The organism is Sulfobacillus thermosulfidooxidans, from assembly GCF_001280565.1.
GTDB lineage: Bacteria > Bacillota > Sulfobacillia > Sulfobacillales > Sulfobacillaceae > Sulfobacillus > Sulfobacillus thermosulfidooxidans_A.
Map to the genome: position 1 here is coordinate 1,126,474 of NZ_LGRO01000001.1, position 15,519 is coordinate 1,141,992.

The 15,519-nt window shown below is 48.0% G+C and carries 16 protein-coding genes; 10 read left to right on the plus strand and 6 right to left on the minus strand.

Annotated features, from left to right (window positions below):
• Window positions 1–7 precede the first annotated feature (7 nt).
• The 3 genes from AOA63_RS05790 (at window position 8) to AOA63_RS05800 (ending at window position 2,958) form a co-directional block, all read left to right on the plus strand.
• Complete coding sequence (locus tag AOA63_RS05790) at window positions 8–1,042, plus strand: AAA family ATPase (RefSeq protein ID WP_431607693.1); 1,035 nt, start codon at window positions 8–10, stop codon at window positions 1,040–1,042.
• Window positions 1,042–1,653, plus strand: coding sequence for a GTPase domain-containing protein (locus AOA63_RS05795; RefSeq protein ID WP_053958811.1), 612 nt, complete (start codon window positions 1,042–1,044; stop codon window positions 1,651–1,653). The genes AOA63_RS05790 and AOA63_RS05795 overlap by 1 nt, the downstream gene beginning before the upstream one ends.
• 87 nt (window positions 1,654–1,740) lie before the next feature.
• Window positions 1,741–2,958 carry a methionine gamma-lyase family protein gene (locus AOA63_RS05800; RefSeq protein WP_053958812.1) on the plus strand — a complete coding sequence of 406 codons (1,218 nt, stop codon included), beginning with the start codon at window positions 1,741–1,743 and terminating at the stop codon, window positions 2,956–2,958.
• On the opposite strand, the gene lexA is transcribed toward AOA63_RS05800, so the two are convergent.
• Window positions 2,923–3,513: a transcriptional repressor LexA gene (gene lexA, locus AOA63_RS05805; protein WP_053958813.1), complete on the minus strand. Its 591-nt coding sequence runs from the start codon at window positions 3,511–3,513 to the stop codon at window positions 2,923–2,925. The genes AOA63_RS05800 and lexA overlap by 36 nt on opposite strands.
• 17 nt (window positions 3,514–3,530) lie before the next feature.
• Here lexA and AOA63_RS05810 point away from each other — a divergent pair, with 17 nt between their 5' ends.
• From AOA63_RS05810 to AOA63_RS05830, 5 genes are all read left to right on the plus strand, one after another.
• Entirely contained in the window at window positions 3,531–4,568 is a 1,038-nt protein-coding gene (locus tag AOA63_RS05810; protein WP_082343775.1) for a CPBP family intramembrane glutamic endopeptidase, read from the plus strand.
• Window positions 4,569–4,620: 52 nt separating this feature from the next.
• On the plus strand, window positions 4,621–6,294 hold the full coding sequence (locus AOA63_RS05815) for a DUF885 domain-containing protein (protein ID WP_053958815.1): 1,674 nt from the start codon (window positions 4,621–4,623) through the stop codon (window positions 6,292–6,294).
• Between the two features lie 70 nt (window positions 6,295–6,364).
• Window positions 6,365–7,504, plus strand: a complete 1,140-nt coding sequence (locus AOA63_RS05820; protein WP_053958816.1) for an acyl-CoA dehydrogenase family protein — start codon at window positions 6,365–6,367, stop codon at window positions 7,502–7,504.
• 50 nt (window positions 7,505–7,554) lie between these two features.
• The gene (locus tag AOA63_RS05825) at window positions 7,555–7,878 is read left to right on the plus strand and encodes an SCP2 sterol-binding domain-containing protein (RefSeq protein ID WP_053958817.1); all 324 of its coding nucleotides are present in this window, start codon (window positions 7,555–7,557) and stop codon (window positions 7,876–7,878) included.
• 38 nt (window positions 7,879–7,916) lie between these two features.
• On the plus strand, window positions 7,917–9,059 hold the full coding sequence (locus AOA63_RS05830; protein ID WP_053958818.1) for a thiolase family protein: 1,143 nt from the start codon (window positions 7,917–7,919) through the stop codon (window positions 9,057–9,059).
• A 61-nt stretch (window positions 9,060–9,120) separates the two neighbouring features.
• Here the strand turns inward: AOA63_RS05830 and AOA63_RS05835 are convergent, their stop codons facing one another.
• The 3 genes from AOA63_RS05835 to AOA63_RS05845 all read right to left on the minus strand — a co-directional run bounded on the left by AOA63_RS05835 (window position 9,121) and on the right by AOA63_RS05845 (window position 12,417).
• The gene (locus AOA63_RS05835) at window positions 9,121–10,602 is read right to left on the minus strand and encodes a hypothetical protein (RefSeq protein WP_053958819.1); all 1,482 of its coding nucleotides are present in this window, start codon (window positions 10,600–10,602) and stop codon (window positions 9,121–9,123) included.
• Window positions 10,599–11,123 (minus strand): RNA polymerase sigma factor, encoded by a 525-nt coding sequence (locus tag AOA63_RS05840; protein WP_053958820.1) that lies wholly within the window; start codon window positions 11,121–11,123, stop codon window positions 10,599–10,601. Before AOA63_RS05840 ends, AOA63_RS05835 begins: the two co-directional genes overlap by 4 nt.
• Before the next feature lie 88 nt (window positions 11,124–11,211).
• A complete protein-coding gene (locus AOA63_RS05845) occupies window positions 11,212–12,417 on the minus strand; it encodes a multidrug efflux MFS transporter (RefSeq protein WP_053958821.1) in 1,206 nt (401 codons plus the stop codon).
• A gap of 366 nt (window positions 12,418–12,783) precedes the next feature.
• Here AOA63_RS05845 and AOA63_RS05850 point away from each other — a divergent pair, with 366 nt between their 5' ends.
• Window positions 12,784–13,362, plus strand: a complete 579-nt coding sequence (locus AOA63_RS05850; RefSeq protein ID WP_053958822.1) for a 2'-5' RNA ligase family protein — start codon at window positions 12,784–12,786, stop codon at window positions 13,360–13,362.
• A gap of 13 nt (window positions 13,363–13,375) precedes the next feature.
• On the opposite strand, the gene AOA63_RS05855 is transcribed toward AOA63_RS05850, so the two are convergent.
• Entirely contained in the window at window positions 13,376–13,651 is a 276-nt protein-coding gene (locus AOA63_RS05855; protein ID WP_053958823.1) for a 4a-hydroxytetrahydrobiopterin dehydratase, read from the minus strand.
• A gap of 189 nt (window positions 13,652–13,840) precedes the next feature.
• On the opposite strand from AOA63_RS05855, the gene AOA63_RS05860 reads away from it, so the two are divergent.
• Window positions 13,841–15,094, plus strand: coding sequence for an MFS transporter (locus AOA63_RS05860; protein WP_053958824.1), 1,254 nt, complete (start codon window positions 13,841–13,843; stop codon window positions 15,092–15,094).
• A 36-nt stretch (window positions 15,095–15,130) separates the two neighbouring features.
• Here AOA63_RS05860 and AOA63_RS05865 read toward each other — a convergent pair whose 3' ends face one another.
• Entirely contained in the window at window positions 15,131–15,478 is a 348-nt protein-coding gene (locus tag AOA63_RS05865; protein WP_051351013.1) for an ArsR/SmtB family transcription factor, read from the minus strand.
• Window positions 15,479–15,519 lie beyond the last annotated feature (41 nt).

Here is a 15,519-nt window from a genome sequence, read left to right on the forward strand (position 1 = left end):
ATTAGTGATGTCCGTTGGCGGAGGGGAAATCATGCTGGATGCGATGAATGATCCTGAATATCCTAAAAACCCTTTGACTTCGCGGGAAGTCATAGCGTGGTTCGAGTCCGGACATTTGACGTCGGACAAGGCAGTACGGTATTTAGCGCAACTGGATACGCGCGGTGGTCCCAATACGAATCCGTTTCAGCGAACAGCGACCCATTTTAATGGGGAAAGCCGCCATAAACGCGTAGAGAGCGTTTTACGCGAATTAGATGACCTCGTAGGACTCAAAGAAGTCAAGCAAATGGTGCATGAAATCCGTGCCTATGTCGAGGTCCAACAACGTCGGCAACAATTAGGGCTCGTAAGTGCATCGCAGACACTGCATATGATTTTTTCGGGTGCACCGGGCACTGGTAAGACAACAGTCGCGCGAATCATTGGCCGTCTCTTTCAGGCCCTTGATGTCCTGCCTAAAGGCCATATGCTCGAAGTAGAGCGAGCAGACTTGGTTGGAGAATACATTGGGCATACGGCACAGAAAACCCGGGAAGTTATTAAACGGGCCTTAGGAGGGGTGATGTTTGTTGATGAAGCCTATTCGCTGGCGCGGGGCGGTGAAAAAGATTTTGGGAAGGAAGCGATCGATACCCTGGTGAAGGCGATGGAAGATCATCGCGATGAATTTTTGTTGATTCTGGCGGGATACCCCGATGAGATGGCATGGTTTCTATCGACAAACCCCGGCTTATTATCGCGGTTTCCCATTCATATGCATTTTCCCGACTATGCCGCCGCAGAACTGATGGCGATAGCCCGCTCTATGTTGTTAGAGCGCCAGTATCATTTGACCACCGAAGCGGATCGTCAATTGGCAGAATTTCTGACACGCAGCCATGGACACTGGCATACCAATGCCGGCAATGCGCGTCTGGTTCGCAACATCATAGAACGGGCCATTCGACGGCAGGCCGTGCGATTAGTTAGCCATATCGATTCGACGAGTCGTGACGATCTCATGACCCTGACTTGGGCTGACGTGGAAGGAGGGTGGTAATGGAGGCCCTAGTCATCGGAAAGCCTAATGTCGGTAAATCCTTATTTGTTATCAACTTTGCGGCATACTTAGGCGTTAAGGAGATTCGTCTGCAATCGACAGAACGCAAAGGCGTTCCCACCAAGAAAATATTATTGTCTTTAGATGAAGCGCGGCATAAACTCGTGTCGCAAAAGCCTCACAAGACGCTGACGATTCAAAGTCTGAGCGTTGAGATTATTACGGGTCGACAAAAGAAAGCCCTGTGGATTGTCGATAGTGTTGGTATTACAGAGGGCATCCATCATCAAGCGGAGATTCGCCAAGCCATGGCTAATACGTTAATCCGTATGGGGGAGACCAATTTGATTTTGCATATGATTGATCTAAGCAGTGTGGGATCAAAACGCATCGAATCCTTAGGACCGCTTGATGACGAGATGGCCAAGTATGCCCAACGTTTAGTGCCGTATCTCATTCTTGGTAATAAAATTGATAAACCTGGGGCGGTCGATAATTTGCACGCCGTGCGCGAACACTTTAAGGGTATTCCCGTCATTGGCGTATCAGCTCTAACGCGCCGGGGTTTTAAAGAGGTCAAAGCGTTTACCTTACGTCATCTGGATGCGTAATACGCTCGGACGGTCTACGCCATTTTCGCCATGGATCAAAATAGTGTATGATACCGACGATGAATCTGGCGTAGGAGGCCTAATAATTTGCGAAATTCTGATATTTTAAAGCAGGCCCGCCAGACATGGCTCCACGTTGAAGCCATTGTCGCGGCGAATGTCACGCGGGTGGCTAAGGCTTTTAGTGAAAGTGGCCTGTCCACTTCGGATTTAGGGGGGAGTACCGGCTATGGCTATGGCGACCGCGGACGAGAACGGTTAGATCATATTGTCGCCACAATTATGCATGCGGAAGCGGCCATGGTCCGTCCTCAATGGGCATCCGGGACTCACGCGTTAGCCACCGCCTTGCGTGCTCTCTTAAGCCCGGGAGATCATTTATGGTTGGCCAATGGTCCCATTTATGACACGCTTCAACCTCTGATTTTTGGCAATTCACGAACCAGTTTGCCCAGTCGAGGAATAGACGTTAGGGTATTGCCCACGGACAAGACAGGAATGCCCATTTGGCCCCAGCAAGCCATCTTTCCGCGTGTGGTCTATATTCAACGTTCGCGGGGGTATCAGTCGCGGCCCTCGTTTCAAGCTGCCGAAATTCGTCAGATCGCGGAAAAAGCGCACTCGTTTGGCGCGTGGTTGGTGGTCGATAATTGTTATGGAGAATTCACCTTAGAGGAAGAACCGACAGATTGGGGAGCCGATTTGATTGTGGGCAGTTTATTAAAAAATCCGGGCGGTGGAGTTGCGCCAACCGGGGCTTATGTGGCAGGTAAAAAAGCCCTCGTTGAGGCCGTGGGAGATATGTTACTGGCTCCGGGAATTGGTCATGAGGTCGGACCTACAGGATCTATATTACGTCTGATTGCCCAGGGATGGTTTTTGGCACCCATGATAGTGGGCGAAGCCCTCATGGGCGGAATCTATGCATCCCATGCATTTGCGGCTGCAGGTTTTGCCGTTGATCCTTTGCCTGAGCAATTTCCCCGAAGTGACATTGTAACAGCCGTTCAATTAGGTGATGCAAAGAAAATTGAAATCTTGTGCCGAGCGGTGCAGCGTGTCTCGCCCATCGACGGCTATGTGATTCCTGAAGCCTGGTCGATGCCGGGCTATGCTGATCCTGTCATTATGGCTGCCGGCGGCTTTGTTGCGGGTGGATCGTTGGAATTATCCTGTGATGCCCCGATCAGGCCGCCTTATATCGCGTATTTACAGGGAGGCTTGTCCAAATGGCATACCGTAATGGCGGTTGACGCGGGAATCTCTGCGTTAAAGACTGCGAACAAGACCCACGACCTTACCTAAAATTTGAACGTCTGAGGAAATAATAGGCTGATAACGTTCATTAGCCGGCATAAGACGGATGCCTTGGGGCTCTTTGTAGAAATATTTGACGGTGGCTTCATCGCCTAGCAAAGCAATGACAATGTCTCCGTCATGGGCAGCGGATGTGCTTTGTACCGCAACCAGGTCACCGTCAAAAATTCCGGCACCAATCATGGAATCGCCCACAACCCGCAGAAGAAAATCCGGATGGACACGAAAGAGTGAAGCCGGTAAATTCAAATGTTCTTCGATCACTTCAGTCGCTAAAATGGGAACCCCGGCGGTGATATTTCCAACCAAGGGAAGGGAAATTGATTGGGCGTTATAACTATTGCCCATAGTCCAGGCTCGCCGCTTAGCGGGGGGATGCGATATATACCCTTCTTGTTCTAAGGCCTTTAAATGTCTGGCAACACTGGCAGTTGAGCTTAGTCCGACCGCTTTGCCTATCTCGCGTACGGAGGGAGGATAGCCATTTTTCGCAAGAAAGTCTTGAATATAATTCAATATTTTTTGTTGGCGTTCTCCAATCACATTTTATCATCCTCCTCATGATATCAGGAATATTGTACCATACTAGACAGACAGAGGAGGCGGAGAGACTGAAGAAAGCGATTGGAGCCGTTGTATTATGGTTGGTCATGGGCATTTTATCTGATCTATTGGCGCATTCCTTAAACCCCAGCATGATCATCATTGCTGCATTAGGCGTGAGCATCTCTGCTGGGGCTCTCAGCTTTGTCGTCAGACGTCCAGAGGTGGCAGCAATAATGATTGGGATGGCCATGTGGAGCATTTGGCTATCACCGTTGAAAATGGTGGACCGCTTGCTCCTTCCCCTCACTGAACTTCTTCTCGGTGTAATAATCGCGTGGTGGAGTCAACGGGCTGAGATTGGGCGTTTACGACCTCGGGATGGATTCTTAGGTTTTATAATTCTTATTTTGGTCTCAATGGCTTTATCGGTTTCATTACTCGTGAGCCATCCCACTACATTATCGACGAATTTGTCCTTACTTCTTGCCGCCTACTTGCTGACGCCGCCGACGGAGGTATTAATCGTATTGATGATTCTTACACGCCATCATTTGACCCGTTCTTTTTTGCGCTGTCACTACCAATGGAACGCTAAAACTCTTCCGTTGGTGGGGTGGGGAATTACTATCGGCATCATGATGTCGGTTATTACAGCACTAGTGGTAGAATGGGAAATAAAGGCGGCACATATCAGGATTCGGTCTAATAATCCGTTTGTTTTTGCTAAAGGATTAAATGGACACTTAGGACTGATTGCCTTTTTGATGATTGTGGCGATTGTCATCATGGCGCCCGTTGCCGAAGAAATTTTGTTCCGCGGTATTTTATTTGGGACCTTGCAACCTGCCTGGGGATTAGGTTGGGCCACAGTTGTGGCCGGTTTTCTTTTTGGCGTCGCGCATATGAACCTAACCTTGTTAATTCCATTAGCTCTCGCAGGGATGATTTTAAACTTGGTGTATTGGAAAACCGGGTCTTTGATTCCATCAACCATTGCTCACGCGACTTTAAACTTATTGTCGGTTGTCATCGCTCTTTTGGCACTTCATTAGCGTTCTGTTGTTCACTACGATTGTTTGCAAGAACCTTTTAGGGGAGATGTTGATGAAGGTTAGCAACCAAGAATTTTATTCGGGATTGCCTAAAGATAAAGAGTTACGCCGTATAGCCGAAATGACATTAGAAGTCTATCTGCAATACTTTCCGTTCGTCGCCACAGAATTGGGATTACATGATTGGGATGAGGCATTGCCTCCTGTCAGCGAAGCATCCCTCCAAGCATTCGAGGGGACACTCAATCAAGCGCGCAGAGCACTGAACTTGATTGATCCAGACACCCTGAATCTGGAAGATTGGGCGGACTATATGACTTTAAAATTTAATGTTGAGTCTTTATGGCTCGATGTGACCCGCGATCATCCAGAACGAAAAGATCCTAATCTTTTTAACGCGGTGATTAGTGAAAGTTTGTTAAGTCTCGCACGAGGTCAATTTGGTACCGCTGACACGCGAGGTTATGCCTTGTGGCAACGCTTGCGTCAAGTGCCCGGTTTTCTTGTGGCCGGTCTCAAACAGTTGGATAATCCACCAGAATTGTATGTGGATATGGCTATCGAACAGTTTTCCCAGACCCTTCCCTTTCTCCTTTACGATATTCCGCAAGCATTCCAACAGGTCAACAGCCATTTACGACAAGATATTGCAGAGGCGAGTCAACAAGCCGCGAAAGCTTATGAAAAATTTGTAGATGAATTAAAGACGAAAATAAAACCCAAAGCCCATGGAGATTATCGCCTAGGATCTGAGCGGTATTGGGAAAAATTCTATTGGCTTGAGGGCAACGAAGCGTCTTTGGATGAATTACTGAATACAGCGGATGCGGAACTAGAACGTCTGCAGACAAAATTACAAGACTTCGTTGCACAATATGAACCTTCGGCCAATATCCGACAAGTGATTGCCCAAATTCGGCACGACCATTGGTCGCGTGATTCGTTACTTCAACATACAAGCCAGCTTTTAGATCAGTTACGTAATTTTGTGGAAAGCCACCAACTTGTAAGCATCCCGAAAAGCCTTCATCCTCATGTTGTCGAAACTCCCGCGTTTATGCGACTTACCACATTAGCCTCGATCGTCCCTCCCGGACCTTTTGAGCAGTCATCGCCCCAGGCCTATTATCAAGTGACGTTGCCAGATTCCTCCTGGTCAGTCGAGGACCAAGAAGCTCAATTGCAAACGCTGAATAAAGCCACGATGCAGATGATTTCTATTCATGAAGTCTATCCTGGTCATTTCGTGCAATTTTTGCAGATTCCCAAAACGTCCAGCACGGTCCGCCGTGTTTTTGGTTCCGGGGCTTTTGTCGAGGGATGGGCTCATTATACCGAAGAACTTATGATCGAACAGGGTTACGGTGATGGCAATATAGCGTTACAAATCAGTTACGTATTGGAAGCCCTCGAACGCCTTGGTCGCTTTATTGTGGCGATCCGATTACACCGGGGAGATTTCACCCTCGACGATGCCCAACGCTTCTTTGAAACCGAGTGCTTTATGACGGCTGTCGGTGCTAAAAGAGAAACGTTAAGGGGAACACAAGACCCGTTTTATTTGATTTATACATGGGGAAAGCTTCAAATTTTCCGTTTGCGGCGTAAGGCTCAAGAACGGTGGGGATCTGAATTTACGTTACAACGATTTCACGATGGGTTGTTGAGTCACGGTATGCCGATGTTCCCGGTTTTGGAGAAACTTCTGTTTTCCGATCCCAAATAGTTGTACTCTGCATAAATTTGATATGGTAAAATAAGTCTGGTTGCAAGTTATTGGGGTGGGAGGGAGTCTCATGAACTTCGAATTAACTCCAGAACAGCGCGAGTTAAAAGAATGGGCTCATACGTTTGCCGAAAAAGAAATTCGTCCTGTAGCCGCGTATTATGATGAGCGCGAAGAAATGCCTTGGGATGTCTTAAAGAAAGCTGCGAAAGTGGGCTTGTTGTCCTATACCATTCCAGAGGAATACGGGGGCAATGGGGTACCTGATCTCATTTCTAGTTTAGTGGTCGGAGAGGAATTGTTTTGGGGTTGCGCTGGTATTGCGACAGCCATAGGAGGGATTGGCTTAGCGTCAATTCCGATTTTGGAAATGGGCTCCGAAGAGCAAAAGAAAAAGTGGTTGCCGATGTTTTGCGATCCGGATCAGGTTCGCTTAGGCGCCATGTGCTTGACAGAACCTGGCGCTGGTTCCGATGTGGTGAGCATGACGACCCGAGCGGTGCGCCACGGTGATGAATATATCATTAATGGCACCAAAACGTTTATCACAAACGGAGGCATTGCCGATGTCTACGTCGTGTTTGCCAAGACGAATCCCGAGGCCGGTTATGCGGGCGTGTCAGCTTTTATCGTCGACGGCAAAACCCCCGGCATTTCGTCGGGAAAGAAATTTAAAAAATTAGGCTTGCGGGCTAGTCATACGGCGGAAGTCCGATTCGATGATGTGCATGTACCCATCGAAAATCGCCTGGGTGAAGAAAATATGGCCTTCATTGGGGCGATGAAAATGCTCGAGCATTCGCGACCTACGGTCGCCATTGCTGCTGTAGGGGTGGCGCGAGCCGCATATGAATATGCCTTGGCTTACGCAAAAGAACGGGTCCAATTCGGCAAGCCGATTTATTATAATCAAGCCATATCGTTTACTTTAACCGAAATGCTAACCAAAATTGAAGCGGGCCGTTTATTAGCTTATCGTGCCGCATGGTTAGCCGATGAAGGTAAATCATGTAATATGGAAGGATCCATGGCCAAGGCCTTTTGTGGAGACATGGCCATGGAAGTCGCCACCAATGCAGTTCAAATTTTAGGTGGTTATGGATATATGCGTGATTATCCCGTTGAGAAATGGTTACGAGATGCCAAAATTATGTCTATTTATGAAGGCACAACGCAAATTCAAAAACGCGTGATGACCCGCATGATGTAATGGTGAAAATCCAGGTTTTAATAAGTTCATTGAGGGAGTGTGACAGGCAGATGACGACAAAGGAAGTTTTTGATCAACTTCAAGACCGCTTAACTCAGAAGACTAACACCCAATTAGCTAGCTCTACGGGGGTATATCAATTCATTTTAACCGGTGATGATGCGGGTGAGTATTGTGTGCGGGTTAATGCCGATGGGGCCCGCGTAGAACCCGGCAAGGCCAATGATGCGGGTGTGACCATTACGATGGCTGCGCAAGATTTTAAGGATTTAGCTGAAGGCAAATTAAATCCCATGAGTGCTTTTATGAGCGGTAAATTATCCGTCACAGGGGATATGAGCATGGCCTTAAAACTCCAAACATTGATTAGTTAAGCCGGCACATTGCTTCACATTCAAAGGAGGAAGCCGAAGTGACCGAAGCGTATATCATTGATGGCGTTCGCACCCCATTTGGTCGTCGCAATGGCATGTTAAAAAATGTCCGTCCGGATGACTTAGCGGCAGCCACATTACAACAACTGGTGTCTCGTACGCATACCGATCCCGCAACCGTGGAAGATGTGCGTTTAGGTTGTGTCACACAAATCGGTGAGCAAGGATTTAACATTGGACGGCTTGCGCCGTTAATTGCCGGATTTCCTGTCGAAGTGCCAGGGGCAACGGTAAACCGTATGTGTGCCTCAAGTCTGGAAACAGTAAATCAAGCGGCCCAAGCTATCAAGTCAGATACGCATGATGTGGTAATTGCGGCTGGGGTTGAATCGATGACACGGGTTCCGATGGGTTCGGATGGTTCGACTTTTAGCAACCAACTACTCGCTCAATATCAAATTGTTCCCCAAGGCATTTCCGCGGAACTCATTGCTGAAAAGTGGCACTTGGACCGGGAAGCACTAGATGCCTATTCCTATCAAAGTCATATGCGGGCGATTGCCGCGCAGCATGACCACTATTTTGATAAGGAAACCTTCGATGTTACGGTCTTGGGAGATGACGGGGAGATGCATACCGTCCGGACCGATGAGGGTCCAAGACCCGATACAAATCTTGAAAAAATGGCGAATTTGCGTCCGGCATTTAAACCAGACGGCGTGGTAACAGCCGGCAATTCCAGCCAAATCAGTGATGGAGCCAGTGCATTATTACTTGCTTCGGAAGCGGCGATTACCCGCTATGGGTATACGCCGCGTGCCCGAATTGTGGCCATGAGTGTGGTGGGAGTTGATCCCGTCATCATGCTTACCGGCCCGATTCCGGCTACCCGAAAAGTGTTGGACAAAGCGGGACTGGAATTTGATGATATCGACGTTTTCGAAGTCAATGAGGCGTTTGCATCGGTGGTTCTAGCGTGGGGAGAAGAGTACCATCCGGATTGGAATAAGGTCAATCCACACGGAGGTGCTATTGCGATTGGTCATCCTCTCGGCGCTTCAGGAGGCCGCTTAGTCTTAACTGCTTTAAATCACTTAGAAGTCACGAATGGTCGGTATGCACTGATTACCATGTGTATTGGATGGGGAATGGCCGTAGCGACCATTATCGAACGGGTTTAACGGCGTTGACATAAGAAGCCTACAAGGAAACCGCCCGACTGTCTATGTCGGGCGGTTTGTTTTATCGCGCAGGTGACGGCGAAATTACAAAGATTGACCATCCATCTGCATAGCCTGCGAGAATTTGATGGTTGCCAATGGCTTCTAGGGGATAAGGTGCTGACGAGTCAGCCGCGCTAGCCGATGGAGGGGCAATGTATTGCCACTGGGAGTCGGATTTTACCCAACGATAAATAGCTCCGGTCGGGGATCCATAAAATAAGTCGCCATTGGGTGAAGCGGCTAACTGTCCGACCCCAACTTGTTGTCCATTGCTGGGCACGGCGATTGCTGTCCATCGGTGGCTGGTGGGAGAATATCTCACCAGAACAGGATTAGACAGATTGACGAGTGCGGAAATTCCGCCGGCAGGGGACATGACCATGCTAGACGGTGCGGCTCCTAATGCCGGAAAATGAGGAAGTTGGTGCCAACTTTGTCCGCCATTTTGCGTTTCTAATACCGGTCCGATTCCTGTCCCCGCTACGGGTACCAAGGCCACGGCAATTTGTTGGGAATTGGCCGGATTGATCGCGTAATCCTCAACTTGCCAACGTTTGGTGTTCAACGGGAGCAGGGAGTTCCACCGTATCCCCGTCTGACTGACTTGCAATGTACCATTGACGATGGCCCAATAGTGATGGTCCATCGCCACAACATTGGAAAAGGTCGCGGAGCCGATGGCCCATGTTGTCCAATGACGTCCACGGTCTGTACTGACATATCCTACTGATTGACCTGAAGGATTTTCCTCGACTAATAACACGTCATTAGGTTTAGTCGGTAGCGCCGAAATTGTATCAATCATATTATTGGTCCCAGGTCCCGGAGATACCGCCCAATATGCTTTGCTTTGTCCGTGTAATACCGCCCAAGTATTATTGTGCGTCAAATAAATATAGGGACCAGCTGCCGCAAATGATGTAATAGGTGTCGGGAGCCCGGCAACCCATGTCCCTTTTAACGGGGTTGAACTGGGATGAGGACTGATCACTTGCCCATTGGTTGCGTCATGGCCAACGAAGTCATAAATAGGAACGCCTTGGGAAAATAGCGTGCCTCCCAAAACATGGCGTCGATTATCCAACTTTAACACCAGGGAAGTTCCAGTGATTTGACCCAAGGTAAATTTACCGGATAGTGTTAAGGCATGACCGGTCGGAACCGCCATGGGATATTTGGCATAAACCGGGGACATATCGATAACCTGAACCTGTTCATCGGAAAATTGCTGCAACACTTGCTTAATCGATGACGATAAAGCGGGAGCCGCCAAAGTCCTTTCACTACTGGAGGCCTGGCTTTGGCGGATCGAGTGGAGATGAGGCACTAGCACTAATCCGGCCACTGATGCAGCGACTGCACCCAATACCGTTCGGCGGAGATAGCTTTGGCGACGCATCACTTTTTTAGGATGCCAATTAGTATTAAAATACAATCCCATTCCTTCGCCAAGAGCGTGATCTAGACGTTCCCCTAACTTGTCGTGCAAATGATCGGTCATAATAGGCCCTCCTTCCAGATAGGTTCAAGAAGGGGACGTAGATGCTGCCGGGCGCGGTATAACCGCGTCTTAACAACTTGCTCACTCACGCCAAGCGCTGTAGCCGTCTCCTTTAAAGAGCGATCCATATAATAAAACAGGAGAATGCATTGACGTTCTGCTACGCCTAATTGCATAACCGCTTCAAGGACGTTCATATCATCCATGAGTAAAGGAATCTCGTCGATCGCGGATTGCTGGGTCGTCTCCAAAATATCTGTTGGGTCTTCTGGATGCCGTTTGTAATATCGCATGCGGTCACGACACAAGTTTGTCAATGTATGAAAAAGTAAGGCGGGACTCAAATTTTCGACTCCGTGGCGCTTGGCATGACGCCATAAGCGAACAAAAGCTTCTTGAGCCACATCTTCCGCATCATCGCGAACATGTAAGGTAACGAAAGCATACCGTAATGCCTTGTCCCCATATTCCTCCATAAATTGCGTAAAATGCCGTTCATCTTGCGCGTTCGTTGAAGGCAACCCCTTTAAGACGATCTCATTTCATCTAACATAACGTACCACGCTACGAAAAGGTTACATCAAGGTGCCTCATCACAACAACTCTTTTTTAGGATGCGGGCAAGATGCGGGAACGAAAACGGATTATCGCGTAATAGAGCCACATGGCGTCGATGAAGAGAAGGATGGCTGTCACATAAAATACACTTTGGATGTGCCAGATACTACTGACAAACCCGCCTAATAAAGGGCCTACTAAATTTCCCGCAAAAAGAAAACTACTATTAAAGCCAAATGCGCGTCCTTGTAAGGAAGTCGGTGTATACCGCCGGATGAGGGCTTGTACAGAGGGTTGCAAACCGCCAACAGCGAGTCCCAAAATCAGCCTCAGCGCCATGAGCTGATAAGCATTATGTACGTAAGCTTGAGGGAGATAGAGCACAGCAGCTATGACCAACGAAACTAAAAGCACACGTTGCGCGCCAATTTTGTCCGCTAATTTTCCAAGGCGCGGTGCACTGATGATGTTACCAAGTCCGATGGCGGCAAAGGTGGCCCCGGCCAAAGTGGAAATATTTTTGGCATGGGGTTCAAGTTGACGGACGTAAATTGTCACTATGGGTTCGATGCTAAGATATCCCATTTGAATTACCAAGGTGACCACAAACAAAGGCAGTATAATCCCTGTTTGACGCATTTTACGCAAAAATTCGCGGTCGGACATGCGAGTGGCGGCTGGGCTGGGTCGAAAATTTTCTCGAACAAAGAAGATCACCAATAACGTTGCCAAAATTTGGAGGACACCGGTTAAGAAAAAAACATGGCGAATTCCTATAGTATCTGCTAAAATCCCTCCCAAAAACGGGCCAATGAGATTGCCCGCAACCGCCCCAGTTTGCAGTGTACCCAGAGCTCGTCCTGCCTGCTCGGGAGGGGTTTGGGTGGCCTGTAAGGCGGTTGCCGAAACAATAAAGCCTGCAACGGCCCCTAATAACCCGCGTAGTGCAAATAATTGCCAGACATGATGCACAAATCCCATCGAGGCCATGACCAAAGCCATTCCCATACCACTGCGAATCAGCATGACTTTACGTCCCACTCTGTCGGAAAGACGACCCCATAGGGGTTGGACGAAGGCAGAAACCATAAAGGTCGCTGAAAATACAAGACCAGACCAACGTTCCAATGAACTCAGTTGATGAATCCCTAATTGTTGAATATAGATGGGCAGGAATGGTATCACGAGACTCATACTGGATCCCATGATAAAATTGGTGATCCATAGAATATATAAATTGCGTCTCCATGCTTCCATGTGTTAAGGATTCACTCCATGTGTCACATTATCCGCGACAGACTATTGTCCAAATGGATTATCATATGCCCGTGTTCATCAGAATACATAGGGCGAAATATGTCCTGATATTAACCCGATACTGATTTTAAGCATACCTTATTTGCACCGGAAATGCTAAATTTGATAACATGTTTGGTTATATCCCGTGGAGATTGTCGTGTCATGGTGGGGATCCTCATGTTTTAGTCCGTAAACAAAAAATGATTTGGCGAATGACGCAATGCCTTGTAGAATAATGGCTATCATGCAAAATGAAGACAGTGGTTAAGCACATTTTGTGAACCATGTGGATTAAAGGAGCTGACCAGGATTAAGTCACCATATTTGTGGCGGACGGACAAAGGGAAAGGGTCATTAAGCATTGACGGCAATGCTTTAATTATTCCTGTCGCTTTGCCCGAGGCTCTGGAACGTTTACGTCTAGAAGGTGATCCCTCCGCGCGGCAATTGCCCGCTCATGTTACGGTGCACTTTCCGTTCGCGGACGAACCGAAAACAAAAATTGTCACGCCAGAACTGAAAAAATTAGTGGGACGAATTGAGGCGTTTCAGATTCAATTTGATTGCCTCGATCATTTTGACATGCCCGACGAAGTGATTTACTACTTGAAAGTCTCCTCAACGCCCCAACTGGTCACATTGTTCCACACTATATGGAATAAATTTCGTGCTTATCCGCCCTACGAGGGAAAACATCAAACTATTGTTCCTCACATTACTCTTGCGCGTTATGCACGACCTGTACCAGAAGAGAAAATCGCACGTCTTTTGGAGGCCGTGGAGCAACATCGCAACGAGTTGCACTGGGAAATATCCGAAGTTGAGTGGGTCAATGTGCAGCCGGGAGTGCCCGGGTGCAGGATACTCGGGAGTTTTCCTTTAAAACGCAAAGCGGCACGTTAGACGTAGTCCAAGATTAACTCAAGGCGTCTAATTCTTTAGCCAGTTGCAGATCTTTCTCGGTCACACCACCTTCATCGTGCGTGGTTAAGGTCACCTGAACGCGGTTATAGCGAATATCGACATCGGGATGATGATCCATGGTGTTGGCAGGCTCAACCATGCGATTGACAAAGGCTACACTTTGGGTAAAATCCCGGAAAACAAATTCCTTGCGAATAGCATTGCCAATCCATTCCCATCCCGTCATATTCTGAAGTTGCTGGACGACTTGTTCTGCATTTAGACGCATCAGTGACCTCCTTGCGAAAAATGATTAAAATCTCAGAGCCCAAAGTTCCTAGGAAATATTTTGACAAATATAAGGATTGGCTGAACTTCTCTTTTTAGTGTATCGATTCCTCTTATTTCCTGCAATGGCAAGCGAGTTGAGTATTCGTGCGCTCGCCATTACACTGGGATGAAGAAGAGGGTGAAGCAGATGACTTCATGGTGGCGAGATATTCCTCCTGTAGCACGGTCATTGATGACAATCAGGTTTTTGCGAAGTGTTTCCCAAGGAGCCTTAGCTGTCGATTTTGTCCTGTATCTTCATGCAATGCATTGGTCAGCAGCCGCGATCGGTTTGTTATTAATGGCAAGTGGTCTCACGGGCGCTCTTTTGAGTATTGTTGTAGGATTAATTAGTGACCACTATGGACGTAAGCCGTTCTTGCTATTTTACGAATGTGGGCTGGTCTTGGGAACGTTGTTGATTGTCTTTACCCATCTCCGTGTCGTACTGATTGTGGTAGCGATTTTCTTTGCATTTGGACGGGGAGCGAATGGATCTTCGGGGCCATTTGCTCCTGCAGAACAGGCATGGTTGGCGAGTGTGATTCCACCTCTTAGACGCGGGTCATTATTTAGTGTGAATGCGGCTTTAACCTTTTGGGGGATGGCAATCGGCTCATTTTTAGCTGGCATATTACCGGGCTTTTTGACAGGATCTCAACCTAGGGTCCGTTTCGATCCGTTGTTTTGGTTGGCCATTGTCGTTGCAATCATCAATGCTGTTCAAATTTTGTTGACTCCCGAGCCACAACTCCAAATGTCTGACCGGATGGCCGGAGGTGCATCGAACGTCGATGAAACACAGGTGAGACGCCAGGAGAATAAAGCTCTATCATTGTTGGCCTTGGTTAACACCATAAATTCTTTGGGCGTGGGACTGATTGCGCCATTGTTGCCCTATTGGTTTTCAGTTCGCTTTGGCGTTGGTCCCAAAGCCATTGGACCTGTCTATGGAGTCACGTTCATATTGACAGGTCTGTCCTCGTTGGCCATCGGCAAAGTTTCACAGCGTATTGGTCTCATGGGATCAATTATATGGCCCCGATTGGTCGGTGTTGTCGCGCTCATTGCGATGGCTTTTATGCCGTCATTTCTTCCTGCGGCCCTTCTTTATATTGTTCGCTCGGTGGTTAACCGCGGTTCGATGGGAACACGGCAAGCTTTTAGTGTCAGTCTGGTTCGTGATAAACGACGGGGATTTGCGTCGAGTCTCAATGCCGTGTCCTGGACGGTTCCAGCTTCCATTGGCCCCGCGATCGGCGGGTGGCTGATGGGTATAGGATCTCTTGCTTGGCCGTTTGTGCTAGCATCTGCCCTACAACTGGGATACATCGTGATTTTTCCGCGGGTTATGGGTCAATATGATCCGACTCGGGCCGTATCGAAATCCTCTTTAACCTAAGGTGTGCCCGCATAAAACCCGTAGGAGAACACACTCTCACAATTTATTCAGTTCGGATTTAATGGCGTTTAAGGCCTGATCATTACGAATATAATAGACGCACGCCCCGTCTTTATAGGTCGTGACAAGCCCAACGTTGCGCAACATGCCTAGATGATGAGAAACCGTCGATTGAGGTAATTTCATATGCGTCACTAAGTCTTGCACGCACAATCCCACTTCTTGGTGATCACTATCCATCGGAACAGTGCGGCAACACAACTCACCGGAATTGCCTAATAAACGCATAATTTCCAGGCGCGTCGGATCGCTCAAGACTTTGAGTGCGCGATCAAACGAAATAGATGATTGGATAATGGATGCTCGGTGAATCGGTTCAGTCATTCCTCATAATTCCCTTCTAGATACCTAAATTTTTCTTTTTA